At 70.3% G+C, this 15,939-nt stretch carries 15 protein-coding genes; 12 read left to right on the top strand and 3 right to left on the bottom strand.

Features of this window, described 5'->3' with window-relative positions:
• Positions 1-15: 15 nt before the first annotated feature.
• Positions 16-927, top strand: a complete 912-nt coding sequence (locus tag ACFWIW_RS38455) for a DUF2268 domain-containing protein (RefSeq protein WP_378372998.1) — start codon at positions 16-18, stop codon at positions 925-927.
• Here the strand turns inward: ACFWIW_RS38455 and ACFWIW_RS38450 are convergent.
• Together ACFWIW_RS38450 and ACFWIW_RS38445 are read right to left on the bottom strand one after the other, a co-directional pair.
• Positions 905-1,516: a VOC family protein gene (locus ACFWIW_RS38450; protein WP_378372997.1), complete on the bottom strand. Its 612-nt coding sequence runs from the start codon at positions 1,514-1,516 to the stop codon at positions 905-907. The two genes, ACFWIW_RS38455 and ACFWIW_RS38450, sit on opposite strands and share 23 nt — an antisense overlap.
• A 77-nt stretch (positions 1,517-1,593) precedes the next feature.
• Positions 1,594-3,180 carry a choice-of-anchor A family protein gene (locus ACFWIW_RS38445; protein WP_378372996.1) on the bottom strand — a complete coding sequence of 529 codons (1,587 nt, stop codon included), beginning with the start codon at positions 3,178-3,180 and terminating at the stop codon, positions 1,594-1,596.
• 176 nt (positions 3,181-3,356) lie between these two features.
• Here ACFWIW_RS38445 and ACFWIW_RS38440 point away from each other — a divergent pair, with 176 nt between their 5' ends.
• Positions 3,357-4,319, top strand: a complete 963-nt coding sequence (locus ACFWIW_RS38440) for a permease (protein WP_378372995.1) — start codon at positions 3,357-3,359, stop codon at positions 4,317-4,319.
• A complete protein-coding gene (locus ACFWIW_RS38435) occupies positions 4,316-4,963 on the top strand; it encodes a TIGR03943 family putative permease subunit (RefSeq protein ID WP_378372994.1) in 648 nt (215 codons plus the stop codon). The genes ACFWIW_RS38440 and ACFWIW_RS38435 overlap by 4 nt, the downstream gene beginning before the upstream one ends.
• Here the strand turns inward: ACFWIW_RS38435 and ACFWIW_RS38430 are convergent, their stop codons facing one another.
• Positions 4,964-5,872, bottom strand: coding sequence for an XRE family transcriptional regulator (locus ACFWIW_RS38430; protein WP_378372993.1), 909 nt, complete (start codon positions 5,870-5,872; stop codon positions 4,964-4,966).
• Positions 5,873-6,062: 190 nt separating this feature from the next.
• On the opposite strand from ACFWIW_RS38430, the gene ACFWIW_RS38425 reads away from it, so the two are divergent.
• From ACFWIW_RS38425 to ACFWIW_RS38385, 9 genes are all read left to right on the top strand, one after another.
• A complete protein-coding gene (locus tag ACFWIW_RS38425; protein ID WP_378372992.1) occupies positions 6,063-8,189 on the top strand; it encodes a metallophosphoesterase in 2,127 nt (708 codons plus the stop codon).
• Between the two features lie 299 nt (positions 8,190-8,488).
• Positions 8,489-9,703, top strand: a complete 1,215-nt coding sequence (locus ACFWIW_RS38420; protein ID WP_378372991.1) for an MFS transporter — start codon at positions 8,489-8,491, stop codon at positions 9,701-9,703.
• Positions 9,700-10,599 (top strand): TolB family protein, encoded by a 900-nt coding sequence (locus tag ACFWIW_RS38415; protein WP_378372990.1) that lies wholly within the window; start codon positions 9,700-9,702, stop codon positions 10,597-10,599. Before ACFWIW_RS38420 ends, ACFWIW_RS38415 begins: the two co-directional genes overlap by 4 nt.
• Complete coding sequence (locus ACFWIW_RS38410) at positions 10,596-11,624, top strand: hypothetical protein (RefSeq protein WP_378372989.1); 1,029 nt, start codon at positions 10,596-10,598, stop codon at positions 11,622-11,624. Before ACFWIW_RS38415 ends, ACFWIW_RS38410 begins: the two co-directional genes overlap by 4 nt.
• Before the next feature lie 8 nt (positions 11,625-11,632).
• Positions 11,633-12,733, top strand: coding sequence for a sensor histidine kinase (locus tag ACFWIW_RS38405; RefSeq protein WP_378372988.1), 1,101 nt, complete (start codon positions 11,633-11,635; stop codon positions 12,731-12,733).
• Positions 12,730-13,800 carry a histidine kinase gene (locus ACFWIW_RS38400; RefSeq protein ID WP_378372987.1) on the top strand — a complete coding sequence of 357 codons (1,071 nt, stop codon included), beginning with the start codon at positions 12,730-12,732 and terminating at the stop codon, positions 13,798-13,800. Before ACFWIW_RS38405 ends, ACFWIW_RS38400 begins: the two co-directional genes overlap by 4 nt.
• Positions 13,779-14,435 carry a response regulator transcription factor gene (locus ACFWIW_RS38395; protein WP_240598989.1) on the top strand — a complete coding sequence of 219 codons (657 nt, stop codon included), beginning with the start codon at positions 13,779-13,781 and terminating at the stop codon, positions 14,433-14,435. The genes ACFWIW_RS38400 and ACFWIW_RS38395 overlap by 22 nt, the downstream gene beginning before the upstream one ends.
• Before the next feature lie 82 nt (positions 14,436-14,517).
• Positions 14,518-15,057 carry a hypothetical protein gene (locus tag ACFWIW_RS38390; protein ID WP_378372986.1) on the top strand — a complete coding sequence of 180 codons (540 nt, stop codon included), beginning with the start codon at positions 14,518-14,520 and terminating at the stop codon, positions 15,055-15,057.
• 142 nt (positions 15,058-15,199) lie between these two features.
• Complete coding sequence (locus ACFWIW_RS38385; protein WP_378372985.1) at positions 15,200-15,823, top strand: hypothetical protein; 624 nt, start codon at positions 15,200-15,202, stop codon at positions 15,821-15,823.
• The last annotated feature ends 116 nt before the right edge of the window (positions 15,824-15,939 follow it).

The raw sequence follows: 15,939 nt of genomic DNA, 5'->3' as shown, positions 1-15,939 counted from the left end.
TCTACCGTCGTTCCCATGACGATCACCGTTCTCGACACCTACCCCGCCATGCGCGAGATCCTGCGCGCGCCACGGGCGGACCGCGCGCCGCTGCTCGAGGCGATGGTCGAGCCCGCCGCCGGGATGTACCGCTACTTCCCCGGCGAGGTCGACCTCGTGGCGATGCACGCGATGAGCTCCGGGTTCCCGCTCGACCGCGACGAGGATCGCTGTCTGGAGGCGCTCGACGCCCTGCACGACGCGGATGCCTGGAACCGCATCCAGCGGGCGCTGGACGACGCCGTCGCCGTGCAGCTCGCCGCGACACCCGGGCTGACGATCCCGGACATCACCGTGCTCACCGTGCTGGGTGATCCCGCCGACCGGCATTTCATGGGCCCGAACCTGGGAATGTCGGCCAACGGCAGCGTGACCGGCTACATCTACCTCACCTTCTGGCCGTATCCGGAGAATCTGGCGAGGCTGGAGGCCACCGCCGTCCACGAGCTGAATCACAACCTGCGCTACAGCCCCGGTGGGGTGATCTGGGATCCGGCGACCGTCACCGTCGGCGAGCAGATCGTGTCCGAGGGCCTGGCCGACGCGTTCGCCCGCCAGTTGTACGGCGACGAACTCGGCTACGCCCGCATCGGTGTGCCGCATCTGCGGGACGACGCGGTGTTCGAGAAGGTGGTATCCGGTCTGGAAATCACCGGTATGCAGAACTTCGCGGCCTGGGTGCACGGGGACGAGACGGCCGCCCGCTACGGCGGCACCCCCGTCGGCCTGCCGACCGGCGCCGGCTACGCGGTCGGCAACCGGCTCGTCGACGCCTACCTGGCCGCGACCGGCCGGACCGCCGCGGAGGCCCTGCTGGTGGACCGCCGCGACGTCATCGGCACCGCCCTCGCCGCCGACGTGCGGATCAGCCAAGCCCCTCAGGAGTGACCAGGCAGAACGGGTGCCCGACCGGATCGGCGTACACGCGGTAGCCGATGGGTTTGTCCGAGCCGTCGAGGAGCCGCCCACCGAGGGTGAGTACCTCCTGCTCCGCTTCGTCCAGGTCGGCCACGAGCAGATCAAGGTGCAGTTGCTGCGCCGGTTCGCCCTTCTTCCAGTCCGGCCGGACGAAGTGATCCGTGCGGTGCAAGGCGAGGGTGGGCTGGTCGGCGCCCAAGGCGATCCGGACGTGATCGGGACCGTCCGCGGCCCGGCGCACGCCCAACAGGCCTTCGTAGAACGGAGCCAGGGCCTGGGGTTCGGGGCAATCCACCACCACGACCGCCAGTTTCGGACGTGGCCGGAACAAGCGGTCGAGGTGGTAGTCGACGGTGGCCAGGACCTCGCCCTGCTGACGCTCGTCCACGCCGGCAGGCGCGCGCAGGAGATTCGCCATGCTCCACAAGAGATGCGCCTCCCGGGCCGGATCACGGTCCGCGGCGATGTCGCCCGCCTCCTGTGCGGCCCGCAGTTCACCGGTCAGGACATCGATTCCGGCCCCGGCCAGGTGGGTGCGCAAGAGCTCTCTGGGAGACAACGGCTCCTCCTCGGTGTCCTGCGGGGATCACTACCCGAAGGAGCATTCCTACACCCGCGACCCGCACGGAGCGAGTATCAGGACTCGCGGCGCCTCGACCGGATCGTGAGCGCCACCAGCGCACCACCGAGGAGCAGCAGGAACAGGCCGGACACCAGCAGGCCTCGGACCTCACTGCCGGTCGAAGCCAGCGGGCCGCCGTCGGACGGTCCGCCGCCTGGCGTGGTCGCTCCCGGCTGTCCCGGCGTGGTGGAGGTCGTCACGCCGGGGCCCGGAGTCGTGCTCGATGAGCTACTGGTGGTGGTAGGCGAAGCGCTACTCGACGACGTGGTGGCGCTGCTCGAAGTGGCACTAGATGACGTCACGCTGGACGAAGTGCTGCTCGACGTGGGGCTGGTCGACGTACTGCTCGTCCGGCTCGACGAGGTGCTCGACGTCGGTGCCGTCGAAGTGGACGTGGCCGACGTCGAGGAGCTGGACGTGGTCGTGGCCGACGTCGGCGAGCTGGACGTGGACGTCGAGGTGGAAGTCGGGCTCGTCGGCGTGGAACTGCTGCTCGTCGAGGTCGAACTCGAACTCGACGAAGAAGAACTGCTCGGCGTGGTCGTCGGTGTGCTGCCGCATTCGGGCAGGTCACCGTCGAACGGGTAGGCGTGGAATTCCTGCCCGCCACCACCGGTCGCCTCGGAGCTGTGCACCAGCGAGCCCGTGGTGAAGAACCGGCCGTTCATCCCGGACGCGGTGACGGTCGCGGTGCTCCCGGGCTCACCGATCAGCACGCTTCCCTGGAACTGGGCGCCACCGGCGATCTTCACCTGGGTGGCGTCCGGGAAGTTCCACAGCAGCCGCTCGCGCAGTTTGTTCAGCGGGTCCTGGTCGTTCAGGTCGCCGGTGTAGGTGTTGATCGTCCGGGCGGCCCCCACCATGTTGACCAGGATCGTCGCCCCGGCCGGGATGCCCTCGAACTCGATCCCCTGCATGCCGCCGGTGGCGCCGGTCAGGTCGAAGTCCACGGTGAACACCTGCAGCGCGGATTTGCCGTCCCCGGTGAACAGGGTGCGATAGCCCTGGTTGATCGCCGTGCCCGTGGCAGGCCGCGGGGTGGTGCCTTCGCGTGCGTAGCACTTGCTCGCCACTCGGAGATCCTCGCGCAGGCTCACATAGGGTTTCGCCGCGTCGGGATCCTTTTCGAGTTTGCCGGTCACCGTCCCGGTGACGGTGCCCGCGTGCCGGACGACCCCGCCCTCGGCGAGCAGCCGCTGGTCCGCCGCGACGCTGACGTTTCCACCGGTGGTCAGGAAGTCCGCGCCGTCGGGCGGCGGAACGCGTGATCCGACACCGGCGATGCCGACGTTGTACACAGAGGACGCGCCCGCTCGTTTCGCCATGTCGAAATCGCCGAGGACGACGACCCGCCCTTCGGCTTCGGCCGCCGCCTCCCGTACCTGGAATTCGCCGCCGACATAGACGTTGATGCCGTTGTCCCGGCCGGCGTAGTCCTTGTTGTTCACCGGCGGGTATTCGTCCGGGCAGGCCGGGCCGACACACGGTCCCAGGCCACCCGGTAAAGGGGCGGCGGCCGCACCGTCGGTGACCACGAGAGCCGCCACGCACACCGCGGCGGCGGCACCGGCGGAAAGAGAGGCGAATCGCCTTGCACGCATGCGGCGATTCTTGTGCCCGCCGACCGGGGGAACACAATCGGAATCCGGAAATACCCCCGACCGGGCGAGGCGGGTAACCCGGCCCATTCACCGGCGTCCAGCGTTATCCAGACAACGAAATTCCAGGTGGACCGCGAAATCCCTAAAGTCCTGACCGACGATGGGAGGTTCGCCACATGACGGACACCGAAGCGGGACGGCGCACCGGTTCGGTGGAAGTGCTCGCGGGTTTCCTCGTGCTCGTCCTGCTCGCGCGGGTCCTGCTCGGCGACGTCCTCGGGACGCCGATCGTGCAGACCTGGACGACGGTCTTCGTTTCGATCGTGCTCCAGGCGGTTCCGTTCCTCGTCTTCGGCGTCACCCTTTCCGCGGCGATCGCGGTCTTCGTGCCGCGGGAATTCTTCGCGAAAGCCCTGCCGAAACATCCGGCCCTCGCGGTTCCGGCGGCCGCGGCGACCGGAATGGTCCTACCGGGATGCGAATGCGGTTCGGTCCCGGTCGCCGGTGCCCTGGTGCGCAAAGGGGTCACCCCGGCCGCAGCGCTCGCGTTCCTGCTCGCCGCCCCCGCCCTCAACCCGGTCGTGCTGGCGGCGACGGCGATCGCGTTCCCGGATCGGCCGTCGATGGTCTTCGCCAGGGCCGCGGCCGGGCTCGCCGCTTCGGTCGTGATGGGCTGGCTGTGGCTCGGCCTCGGCCGGACGGAGTGGATCAAGCTGCCCGAACACGCCCACGGCGACACGCGCTGGCGAGCGTTCGCCGGCGCCGCAGGCCACGACCTGGTGCACGCGGGCGGCTTCCTGGTCGTCGGGGCCATGGCGGCCGCGACACTCAACGTCCTGATCCCGGGCCGCTGGCTGCAGGCCGTCGCCGACAACCCGGTGCTCGGTGTCCTCGCGTTGTCACTGCTGGCGGTCCTGCTGTCGATCTGCAGCGAGGCGGACGCCTTCGTCGCCGCCTCGCTGACCCAGTTCTCCCTCACCGCCCGCCTCGCGTTCCTGGTGGTCGGGCCGATGGTCGACCTGAAACTGTTCGCCATGCAGGCAGGCACCTTCGGCAGGCGGTTCGCCACGCGGTTCGCGCCCGCCACGTTCGTGGTCGCGCTCGCCTGCGCGACGGTGACCGGGACGGTGCTCTGGTGAACCGGACCGCCGCGACCGTCGTGCTGCTCCTGCTCGGCGCGGCGGTGCTCAAGGTCTGCGTGACCGGCCAATACCTGCGCTATGTCAAGGAAGGGCTCTGGCCGTTCCTGCTCGCGTCGGGTCTCCTGGTCCTGGTGCTCGCGGCGGCGAACCGTCATCGCCACCCGAAGGTGGGATGGCTGCTCCCGCTTCCGGTGCTCGCCCTGCTGCTGGTCGCCCCGCAGCCTCTCGGCAGTTACGCCGCGGGCAACGCGGGCATGGCGCTGACGCGGTCCGACGAATACCCGCCACTGCCCGACGGTGATCCGGTGAAGGTGACCGTCTTGGACTACGCCTCGCGCGCGGTGTTCGACGAGGGCCGGTCACTCGGTGCGAGACGAGTCGTGCTCACCGGTTTCACCGCCACCGGCGCGGACGGCGCGTCGCTGCTCGTCCGGATGATCCTCACCTGCTGTGCCGCCGACGGGCGGCCGGTCAAGGTCGTGCTGGACGGCCGCGTCCCGAGCGAACCCGACACCTGGATCGAGGTCACCGGCACGTTCCGGCCCGGGTCCGTGGTGGACGAGGTCAACGGGGAACGCATCCCGTTCCTGAAGGTCGAAAGCGCCACCCCGGTCCCCGCGCCCGAACGTCCTTACGAATAGTCAGGTCCAGCTCCACTGGATCCCGTACTGACCGGGCAGCGGATCGAGGGTGATGAACTGGAAACTGCTGGTGTCCCGGTCGAACGTCGCCTCGCACCGTTCCTCGGGCGGCAGGACACCGCGGGGCCGGAAGAAACCGGCGCATCGCCGCGGCAACCGGCCGGGATCGAAGCTGACCTGCACCGCGACGTCCCGCGACGGCCGGTAGAGCGCGACCTGTACGTGCGTCCGGCCTTGGCCAGGCGGATAGCGCACACCGAACTCCACGACGGCGAGTTCGCCCGCCGCCAAGGTGCGGTCGAGGACGAATTCGAAGACGCAGGTGGACGACGGGACGTCCGCACGGAACCGCGCCGGGCGGCAACCGTCGGTGAACAGCACGGACGGCGGCTGGGTGATGCTGGAACACCGGTTCACGAAGACGAACCGCGAGGTGCCGTCCCGATCGGCCCGGATCAGCCGCCGGACCCGGACCGATTCCTGGTTGCCGTCACCGTCGACACGGTAGGACAGGAATTGCGAAAGCCGGTGCGGGGTATCGAGTTCGTCGGGTGTCGCGTCCATTTTGGCCAGTGCGCGCACCACCTCTTCCGGCCGCCGCCACACCTGGTCGTAGGGCAGGGCGTCGCCGGTGCGGACGGTCCAGCGACCGCGGGGGCGGCGCGGGCCGAGCAACCCGGTCAGTGTTTCCGGCGGCTGCCCGAGAATGGCTTCCAGCGCGGCCACCGCGGCGAGCGAACTCGCGCGTTCCGGCCGGTTCTCGCCATTCTGCCAATAGCTCAGCGCGCTGATGCTGACCGGCGTCTCGCGGTCACGCAATCGGCGGCTGATCTCGCTGAGACTCAGCCCGCTGCGTTCGATCGCGGCGCGCAGTGCGGCACCGAATTCCGCCGGAGCGAGACTCGTCATGAAAGCGCAGCGTACCGTCCGAAACGCCCGACTTTCGTCGGGTGAACCGGCGCCGTTCAGAGTTATCCAGCCTCGCCCCGGCTTTTCGTTGACGCTCTCCCGGCCGCGATTAGGGTCGGAATCGTCGGAAGAATCCCCGAATCACCGACTCGCACGTCCTCCCGCCGATGACCGAAGAGGATGATCTCCCATGCGCTCACCCACCACACGATGGCGCCGCCGCACGCTCGCCGTCGCGACCTCCACCTTGGCGGCCGGCGCCTTCCTGGTCGCCGCGCACCCCCAAGCGGGTGGGGCCGCACCGCCCGCCGTGCCCGAAGTGGCCGATCAGGTTCCGCAACTGACCGAAGCCGGCGTCACCGGCGGCCCGGCGGCGGTATCCGGCGGCGGCGCGTCCACTTCGGCCGACCGGTCCGTCTGCGCGCCCGGCGCGCATTGGCTCCGCGTCCGGTTCACGGAGCTTTCGTTGCGTGGCAACGACTCCGTGACCTTGACCGGCAGCAGCGCGGGCTCGTACACGCTCACCGCGCGGCACTGGCCGGGCAAGGCGTTCCACACCCGCGCGTTCGAAGGCGACTGCGTGCGGGTGTCGGCGGCGCTGTCCGATCCCGCCAGCCGTTTCGCCATCGACGCCTACCAGGCGGGTGACCGGCCGCTCGCCGAGGCGACGACCACGGTGGCCGCCGTCGGCGACGTCTGCGGGTCTTCGTGCAACCAGACCGCGCCGCTGATCAAGAACATGAATCCGCAGGCGCTGATCCTGGCCGGGGACAACGCCTACAGTTCGGGCACGCTCTCGGAATACAAGAACAACTACGACCCCTACTACGGGCAGTTCAAAGCGATCACCTATCCGACGCCGGGCAACCACGAATACAACACGTCCGGCGCCTCCGGCTACTTCGATTACTTCGGTGCGCGGGCCGGTGAACGCGGCAAGGGCTACTACAGCTTCGACGTCGGAGACTGGCATTTCGTGGCGCTCAACTCCAACATCTCCCGGAGTACCGGTTCGGCGCAGGAGACCTGGCTGAAGAACGATCTGGCGGCGAGCACCAAACCGTGCACTGCGGCGTTCTTCCACCACCCGCGGTTCAGCCGCGGCACGCACGGCGACGACTCGTCGGTCACGCCGTTCTTCCAGGCGCTCTACAACGCGAAGGCCGATCTCATCGTCGTCGGCCACGACCACAACTATCAGCGCTACGCACCGTCCCGGCCGGACGGCACCCGCGACGACGCGAACGGCGTCCGCGAGCTGCTGATCGGTACCGGCGGACGCGGCTACTACAACTTCGACCAGTCCTCGGCCGCCGTGCAGGAGGCGGGTAACACCAACACCTTCGGCGTCGGGAAGCTGACGCTGAGCGCGACCGACTACCGCAGCGACTTCGTGCCGGTGTCGGGCCGCACCTTCACCGACACCGCGACCGGCAAATGCAAAAAGGCCGCGTCGTCCTCCCCCGGCTTCACCGTCGGCGCCGAACCGTCGTCCGTCTCGGTGAAACCGGGCGGGACCGCTTCGGTGAAGGTGAACGTCGGCAGCACCGGCGGCTTCACCGCGGCGACCGCGCTTTCGGTCTCCGGCCTGCCCTCGGGCGTGACCGGGACGATCTCCCCCTCGTCGGTCACCCCGCCCGCGAACGGCACCGCGACCGCGACGCTGACCTTGACCGCTTCGGACACGGCGTCCGGATCGGCGGCCGCCACCATCACCGGGTCCTCGGGCTCCACGACCCAGACGGCGAAGGTCACGGTGAGCGTCGGCGCGGCGGGCGGTGAGGCGTTCGCCGACGACTTCGAGACCGACAAGGGCTGGCGGCTCAACGCGGCCGGGGCCGACACCGCCACGGCGGGCAAGTGGGAACGGGGCGACCCCGAACAGACCACCTCGACCTACAGCAACCAGATCAAACAGCGCGGCGACACCACCAGCGGCGTGAACTGCCTGGTCACCGGGCGGCTTGCCGGTTCCGAGTACGGCGTCAACGACCTCGACGGCGGGGCGTCGTCGATGGCCTCACCGTCGTTCACGGTGCCCGCGGGCGGGAAACTGACCTTCTCCTACACCTTCGCGCACGGCGACAACGCGACCTCGGCGGACTACCTGCGGATCCGGGTCCTCGACGGGACCACGCCGACGACGGTGTTCGAGAAGACCGGGTCCGCGACCGAGGTGGCCGGGGTCTGGCAGAACGGGACGGCGGACCTGTCGTCGTTCGCCGGCCGTAGCGTGCGGCTGCTGGTCGAAGCCGCCGACGCGAGCACCGCGTCGCTGTGGGAGTCCGCGGTCGACGACATCCGCGTCACCGCGTAGCGCCGTGCGGCTGCGATTCGCGCTGTAAGACCGCATGGTCTCGGCCTGGTCGATGGTGGGATGAAGGCTCCCTTCGCCGAGTCCCATACGGTGAAGGGAGCCTTCACCCCTGGCCCGGTGGTCGTGAGTGGTGTTTCGGGTTAGCACCCGAAATGTCACTCACGACCCGCACAAGGTGGCCGAACCGGGCGTCCCACTCTCGCAATTGTCCTTTGTGGACATTCACGTCACGGTCCCCTCATCTCATGCGGTGAAAGTCCCTTCAGCCACTCACGACAGCAGCGCCGGGAAGGCCCGCCATGTACGTCTCCTCCCTCCGTTCGGCGGACCACGCCCGGCCCGCGGCCCACTCGAAGCACGCGGTCCCGGGCACGGTCATCGGGCTGGGCGTGGTCAGCCTGATCACGGACATGTCCGCAGAGATGGTCACCGCCGTCCTCCCGCTCTACCTCGTGTACGGCCTCGGCGTCGGGTTCCTGCAACTGGGCGCGATCGACGGGCTGTACACGGGGGCGACGGCGTTGCTGCGGCTGGCGGGCGGCTACTTCGCCGACCGTCTCGGCCGTCCGAAGGCCGTGGCCCTGGTGGGCTACGGCCTTTCGGCGGCGACCAAACTCGCCTTTCCCGCCGCCGGATCCTCGCTCGGCGCGATCGGCCTGGTGATCGGCGCGGACCGGGCGGGCAAGGGGATCCGCACCGCGCCACGGGACGCGATGATCACCCTCGCCACCCCGGCCGACGGCCTTGGCCGCGCGTTCGGTGTCCATCGCGCCATGGACACGGCCGGCGCGCTGCTCGGGCCGATCGCCGCCTTCGGCCTGCTGACCGTGCTCGTCGGCGACTACCCCGCGGTGTTCGGGGTGAGCTTCTGCCTCGCCGTGATCGCGGTGATCGTGCTGGCGGTGTTCGTCCGTGCCCCCGCCGGGGCCGTCGAGCGGTCGCGGGTCCGGTTGCGCGCCGGATTCGCCTTGCTGAGCAGGCCAGGACTCCGCGGAACCTGCCTGGCCACGGCGCTTCTCGGTGTGTGCACAGTCGGCGACATGTTCCTGTTCGTCGGCGTGCAGCGGTCCGCCGGGTTGCCGCCAGGGGCGCTTCCCCTGCTGCCGCTGGCGACGGCGCTGGCGTTCATGGCGCTGGCTTCGCCGATCGGACGGCTCGCGGACCGGCTCGGACGGTGGAAGGTGTTCCTGGCAGGGCATGTCGTGTTGCTCGCCGCGTACGTCGTCCTGGCCGTTTCGGCGACCGGATGGCTCGTCGCGGTGGTGGTCCTGGCGGCACACGGCGTGTTCTACGCGTGCACGGACGGCGTGCTGATGGCCCACGCGGCCCCGCACGTCCCGGAGTCGTTGCGGGCCACCGGTCTCGCGTTCGTCCAAACCGGACAGGCGCTGGCCAGGGCCGCCGGCGCGGTGCTGTTCGGCGTGCTCGCGGCGGGGGTGGCGCTGGGCCCCGCGTTCGCGGTGTTCGCCATGGCGCTGCTGATATCGGTACTGGCCGGATCGAGGATGGCATGAGGCGGATCTGGGCGGGCGTCGCGGCGCTCGTGGTCACGGTGGTGGCCGGGGCGGTGTTCGTCGGGCTGCGCTCCGGCGACGCGGTGGCGGAACAGCGGCTGGACCTCGCTCACGGAGGGATGCTGTACGTCGACGAGTCGGGCCGCGTCCGGCAGGACGACCGCGCCGGCCCGTCCTGTCAGCGCGTGGACGTCGCCGCGGGCACCCTGGCGTGCCTGCGCGCGACGGCCGTGCCCGACCAGGCCGAACTGGTCGTCACGCGACCGGGGGCCGAACCGACTCGGATCTCCGAATGGGGAACGCCGTCGCGGGTCAGGGTTTCGCCGTCCGGGCGGCTGGTGGGCTGGACGGTGTTCCGTGCCGGGGACTCGTATCTGGGCGGGGCGGGCACGTTCTCCACCACCGCCGGGATCTACGACCTGGCCACCGGGAACCACTACGGCTCATTGGAGGACTTCGCGCTCACCGTCGACGGAAAGCCCTACCCCGCCAAGGATCTGAACTACTGGGGCGTGACCTTCGCCCGCGACGATCTCACCTTCTACGCCACCGCACGGTCCGCGGGCGGTACCTGGCTGGTCCGAGGCGATCTCCGCGGCCGCACGCTGACCACACTGCGGCGCAACGTCGAATGCCCCTCCCTCTCGCCGGACGGCACCCGCGTCGCCTACAAGTTCCGCGACGGCGACCGCTGGCGCCTGCACGTCCTGTCCCTTGTGGACGGACGTGACGTCCCGCTCGCCGACCCGGCGCATCTGGACGACCAGGCGCAGTGGCTGGACGACCGGACCGTCGCCTACGGCCGGGACAAGGCGATCTACTCCGTCCCCGCCGACGGCACCGGCGCGCCCTCGCTCGTCCGCGCGGGCGCCTCCTCCCCCGCGGTGGTGCGGTGATCCCCCGTGACTGCACCCCGATCGGCCTCGCGCTCGCGACGGTGGCCGCCGTCGTGGTCGTGGTCCTGCCCGCGCCGGTCCCGGCGGCCAAGGCTCCGGTCTCCGCGTCCGTCACCGACGTCTGGCCCGGCGCGCGGATCGCCGCGAACACCGTCACCGGGTCGCCGTACACACCCTTGGCGTACCTCGATTCCGAAACCTCCGCCGGGATCACCCGGGCGAGCGATTCGATCCGGCTGAAACTGGGAGAACGAGTCCTCCGCGAGGTCCCGTCGTCGGGCTCACCCCGGTTCGTTCTCGCCACTTCCCCGGACTCGCTGGTGTGGCTGGAACTGTCCGACATCACCGGGACGGGCGCGTTGTGGCGCTCCGGACCACGCGGGGAGAACCCCGTCCTGGTCACCGCCGACACCGGACGGGTCGTGCTCCTGGACTCCGAGTACGACCTCGTCGTGCGCGAAGGCCACGCGTCCTGGGCCGCCGTGCGAGGCGACGCCACCGAGGTGCGGACGGTCGCGTTGTCCGGCGGCCCGGTGACCCGCACCCCGCTGCCCGGCGATTTCGCGCTCACCGCCTGGCCGTTCGCGACGTCGGCCGCCGTCGAGCAGGCGGGACCGTCGGAGCTGGTGGACCTCCGCGACGGCCGGGTCACCCGGGTCGGCGGGCAGAACGTCGAACTGGTCGACTGCACGCCGTCCTGGTGCCGGGTCCAGGTCCTGCGCCAGAGCGGGACGGCGCGGTTCGATCTGATGAAACCCGACGGCTCCGAACGCAGACGGGTCGGTGGGAAGGGGATCCGGCCCGCGTTCGGCGACGTCGTCGTGCTCGACCGGTACGCGGTGGTGGTCGACGACGACCGCGGTGTGCTCGCCCTCTACGACACCGCCACCGGCCGGATGGCCGACCTGGCGGCGGAGTTCGGCACCGTGCTGGCGCGGGGGCCGTACGTGTGGTGGTCGGTGGGCGGGAACGAGGCGCTCACCTGGCGGGTACTGGACCTGCGCACGCTCGAGGCATCTGTTTGACTGCTGCCGTGCCGTCCGATCGTGAGACCTCCGTCGAAGCGGAGTTCTCTCGGGTGGTCGGCCGGTTCGCCGGCCCGGCCAGGGGCGCCGGACTGCTCGTGATCAGCGTTTTCGGCGTGCTCGCCACGCCGTCGGGCGCGCTCCCGCTCGCCTTCGGCCTGCTGGCACTGGCCTTGGTCACCGCCGTGGCCGAGTACGTCGTCGGGAAGACGGGCCGGGGCAGACCGGTGGCGTTCGCGCTGACCTTGGTGCGCGCCGCGGCGATCTGCGGCACCCAGTTCCTGACCGCGCCCGAAGCGGGCGAGCTGAACCAGTGGGCGCTCAACGTGCTCACCCTCACCGCCATCACCCTCCAATGGGAATGGCCGCCGAAGCTCACCGTGCCCGCCATCGCCTGCCTGCTGGCGATCGAAGTGGTGCCGCTCGGCTTCGAGGACGGCTTCTCGGTGATCCTGCGGGTGCTCATCGAAGCCACTCTCGCCCGCGTCGCCTTTCTTCTGCTGTCGCGGACGACGCGCCGGATCGACCACCTCCGCGAGCGCCGTGCCCGGCTGACGCGTGAGGAATCCCTTGCCGTGGAACGACGCTTGCGGGAACGGGAGTATCTGGCCGTCCTGCACGACACGGCCGCGGCCACCTTCCTCACCGTGGCGCAGCGCGGGGAGACGACGGATCCGGCCGAGGTCGCCGGATACGCCCGCCGCGATCTCGCGATCCTCACCGGCGAATCCGGTCCCGGCAGTGTGGTCGATCTCGAAACCTCGTTGCGCGGCGTGCTCGCGCAGAGCCCGGTGAAGGTCGAGACCCGCTGGTCGCCGGTCGCGCCGATCCCGGCGTCGGCGGCGCTCGCGCTGGTCCGCGCCGTGCGTGAGGCGCTGCTGAACGTCGACCGGCACGCGGGTGTCCGCGAAGCCCGGCTGACGGTCGAAGACGGCGTACGCGTGACAGTCCGGGACGAAGGCCGCGGTTTCGACCCGGCGAAGACCCCGGCGCAGCGGCGAGGTATCCGCGAGTCGCTCGTCGAACGCATGGCCGCGGCGGGCGGCCGGGCCGAGGTGATCTCCGCGCCCGGCGCGGGGACCACGGTGGAACTGGTGTGGCCCGCATGAACGAGACCGCGGACCGCGTCCTCGGCGGCTGCCGGATCGCGGTCCTGCTCGCGACGGCGGCGATCCAGGTCGGGCTCAGCCTGGCCCGGCTGACCGGCACCCCGGGCCGGATCGCGTTCGCGGCGCTCGCCCTCGTCCTCGTCGTGGCGGCGTGGTGGGTGCTGCGCTGGAAGCCGGTCCCCCTGCCGGTCGCGCTCGCGGGGGCGGTGGTGGTGCTCGCCGCGTCGACGCTCGCCGTCTGGACGCTGCCCGCGGACCGGCTCTTCGGCGACGAGAACTGGGCGTCCGGTCTCGCGGGCTGGCATCTGCTGGTGCTGCTGATGGACCGCCCCGCGATCGCGATGGCCGCGCTCGTCCTCCAGATGACGCTCGCCTTCGTCCGGCAGTTCGGCGCGGAGCTCACCGATCGCGGCCAGATCGGCAGCGTGGTGATCGTCGGGCTCAGCGTGCTCACCTTCCAGGCCGCGACGCTCGCGCTGATCGGGGTGGTCAACCGGCGGGCGGGCGAGGCCGCGGAGGCCTCGGCCGAACGGGACCGCCAGGCCCACCGCAAGGCGCTCGCCGAGGAGCGGGAGGCCGACCAGCGGAACCGGTTCGCCGGACAGCTCGGCGCCACCCTGCCGCTGCTGGCCGGGCTGGCCGACCGCACCCTCGACCCGCGTGACGACGAGGTCCGGCGGCGGTGCGCGCTCGCGGCGACGCAATTGCGGCGGTTGTTCGCGGAGAACGACGACGTCCCCGACCCGCTGCTGCACGAGGTCTCGGCGTGTGTCGACCTCGCCGAGCGGCGGGGCCTGACGGTGACACTGGCGGTCAGCGGCGAACCGGCCCCGGTCCCGACCGCCGTCCGCCGCGCGCTGACCGCTCCGCTGATGACCGCGCTGGTCGCCGCCCGGTCCCAGGCCAGGGTCAGCGTCCTGCGCGCCGACGACGAAATCCGTGTCGCGGCGATCACGGACGGTGAACCAGGCGTGACGGAGAACGGATCGGGCGTCGTCGACGTCGAATGGCACGCACTGGGAGAACGATCGTGGATGGAGGCGAAATGGCGTTCGCGACCGAACTGACCGCGGTGGTCGTCGACGATCATCCGGCCGTACGGGCCGGGGTCGTGCACTGGCTGTCCTGCGGCACCCCGCCGGTCACCGTCGTGGCCGAAGGCGAGGACGTGCGGGCCGCGTGGATCGGCGAGGGCGCGCAGGCCGACGTCGTCATCCTCGACCTGCACCTCAACAGCACCACCCCGGCGATGGGCGATCTGCGGCGGCTCACCGAGGCGGGCCGTCGCGTCGTCGTCTACTCGATGCGGGCCGACGACGAGACCGTCCTGCAGTGCCTCGAACTCGGCGCGCTCAGCTATCTCACCAAGGCCGAGGGCGCGGAACACCTCCTCGAAGCGGTGCGCACCGCGGCGGCCGACCGGTCGTACACGCCGCCGTCGCTGGCGGGTGCGATGGCCGGAGACCGCTCCGAGCGGCGCCCCGCCCTCTCCGCGCGCGAGACCGAGGTGCTCATCGAGTGGTTCCAGTCCGAGTCGAAAGATTTCGTGGCGCACCGGCTGGGGATCTCGCCGAACACGGTCAACTCGCATCTCGAGCGGATCCGGGTCAAGTACGCCCAGATGGGCAGGGAGGCCCCGACCAAGGCCGCGCTCGTCGCGCGGGCGATCCAGGACGGGCTGATCGGCGTAAGCGATTTGTGATCGGTTGTGGTGCGATCGGACCACTCTCCCCTCCTCCCGTTGCGGCTACGTTGCGTGACGAGCCACGAGTCCGAGGAGATCCATGAAGTCCGCCCTGATCGCCACCTGTTGCGCCGCGGCGCTGCTGCTTTCGGCCTGCGGCGGGGAAGAGAAGGGTGACAAGACCGTCAGGGCCGACGGCACCCTGGCGCCCGGCAGCACGCTGAAGGTCGGCGAACGCGCCGTCGTCCCGTTCAAGGACGCGGACAAGTCCGGCACGATCGCGATCACCGTCAAGTCGATCGACATCGGCCCGAAGGAGGACCTCGCCAAGTTCAAGAACAAGGGCGAGGGCACGCTTCCGGTCTACGTCCGGATGGTGATCGAGAACGTCGGCGGCACGGATCTCTCCGGCACTTCGGTGTCGGTGCGCGCGCTGGGCCCGGACGGCAAGAGCACCAAGGTGATCATGGCCAACAGCACGGCGACCTGCACGGGCGAGGAGGCGGCGGCCGACTTCACCACCGCCGGCGCGACCTACGAGACCTGCAAGACCGAAGGCGTCAAGGACGGTGACGAGGTCGGCGGCGTGGCGTTCCGCGACGGCGAGTACCAGGACGACCCGATCACCTGGAAGAAGTGAACCCGTCCCCGTTAGGCCGATAAGCGTAACCGATTCGTGACCTGCACTGGTGCGAATGGACCACACCGATGTAGTCCTTCATCAACTACGGTGCGTGGCGAGAACGCCGGAGCAGAGTTCGGCGGGGAGTCCGAGGAGATCCATGAAGTTCGACCGTATCGCTCTGTCCGCCACCGGCTGCGCCGCCGTGCTGCTGCTTTCCGCCTGCGGCGGTGAGGAGAAGGGTGGCAGTCCGGCCCCCGCCCCGTCGCCCGCGCCGACGTCGGCCGCCGCGTCCTCGCCCGCGACCAGCGGTACCGTCCCGGTCTCGAACGCGGACGCCACCGCGCCCGGCACCTCGCTGAAGGTCGGTGAACGCGCCGTCGTCCCGTTCAAGTACGGCAACGACAAGAGCGGCACCATCGCGATCACCGTCAAGTCGATCGAACTCGGCCCGAAGGAAGACCTCGCCTCCTACGGCGAGAAGGCCAAGGGCATGACGCCGGTCTACATCCGGATGACGGTCGAGAACGTCGGCGGCACGGACCTCACCTACAGCACGGTGCGGATGCGCGCGGTCGGCCCGGACGGCAAGAGCACCGGCGTGATCATCACCGGCGAGACCACCGCCTGCCAGTCCGAGTCGGCGAAGAAGGACTTCAAGACCGCCGGCGCGACCTACGAGACCTGTGAGCTCCAGGCCATCAGGGACGGCGGCGAGCTCGGCGGCGCGGAATTCAACGACGGTGACGGGTACAAGGACGACCCGATCGTCTGGAAGAAGTAGCCGCTGGCGAGCGGCAAGTCCGTGAAGGCCTCCTTGAGGGACCCTGGGTCCCTCAAGGAGGGCTTGACGGGCGTGCGAACCGGGCCACGCCGCCGTGGGCGACGCGGGGGGGGAGC

It is taken from the genome of Amycolatopsis sp. NPDC058340 (assembly GCF_042723975.1).
Taxonomy (GTDB): domain Bacteria; phylum Actinomycetota; class Actinomycetes; order Mycobacteriales; family Pseudonocardiaceae; genus Amycolatopsis.
Note: the sequence above shows the minus strand (reverse complement) of the source record. Positions and strands in the feature narration are given on the sequence as shown.

Coding starts and splice junctions, on each gene's coding strand:
- ACFWIW_RS38420 (WP_378372991.1), top strand. CDS start 8,489: ATGTACGTCTCCTCCCTCCGTTCGGCGGACCACGCCCGGCCCGCGGCC.
- ACFWIW_RS38440 (WP_378372995.1), top strand. CDS start 3,357: ATGACGGACACCGAAGCGGGACGGCGCACCGGTTCGGTGGAAGTGCTC.
- ACFWIW_RS38445 (WP_378372996.1), bottom strand. CDS start 3,180: ATGCGTGCAAGGCGATTCGCCTCTCTTTCCGCCGGTGCCGCCGCCGCG.
- ACFWIW_RS38400 (WP_378372987.1), top strand. CDS start 12,730: ATGAACGAGACCGCGGACCGCGTCCTCGGCGGCTGCCGGATCGCGGTC.
- ACFWIW_RS38385 (WP_378372985.1), top strand. CDS start 15,200: ATGAAGTTCGACCGTATCGCTCTGTCCGCCACCGGCTGCGCCGCCGTG.
- ACFWIW_RS38390 (WP_378372986.1), top strand. CDS start 14,518: ATGAAGTCCGCCCTGATCGCCACCTGTTGCGCCGCGGCGCTGCTGCTT.
- ACFWIW_RS38455 (WP_378372998.1), top strand. CDS start 16: ATGACGATCACCGTTCTCGACACCTACCCCGCCATGCGCGAGATCCTG.
- ACFWIW_RS38430 (WP_378372993.1), bottom strand. CDS start 5,872: ATGACGAGTCTCGCTCCGGCGGAATTCGGTGCCGCACTGCGCGCCGCG.
- ACFWIW_RS38425 (WP_378372992.1), top strand. CDS start 6,063: ATGCGCTCACCCACCACACGATGGCGCCGCCGCACGCTCGCCGTCGCG.
- ACFWIW_RS38415 (WP_378372990.1), top strand. CDS start 9,700: ATGAGGCGGATCTGGGCGGGCGTCGCGGCGCTCGTGGTCACGGTGGTG.
- ACFWIW_RS38395 (WP_240598989.1), top strand. CDS start 13,779: ATGGCGTTCGCGACCGAACTGACCGCGGTGGTCGTCGACGATCATCCG.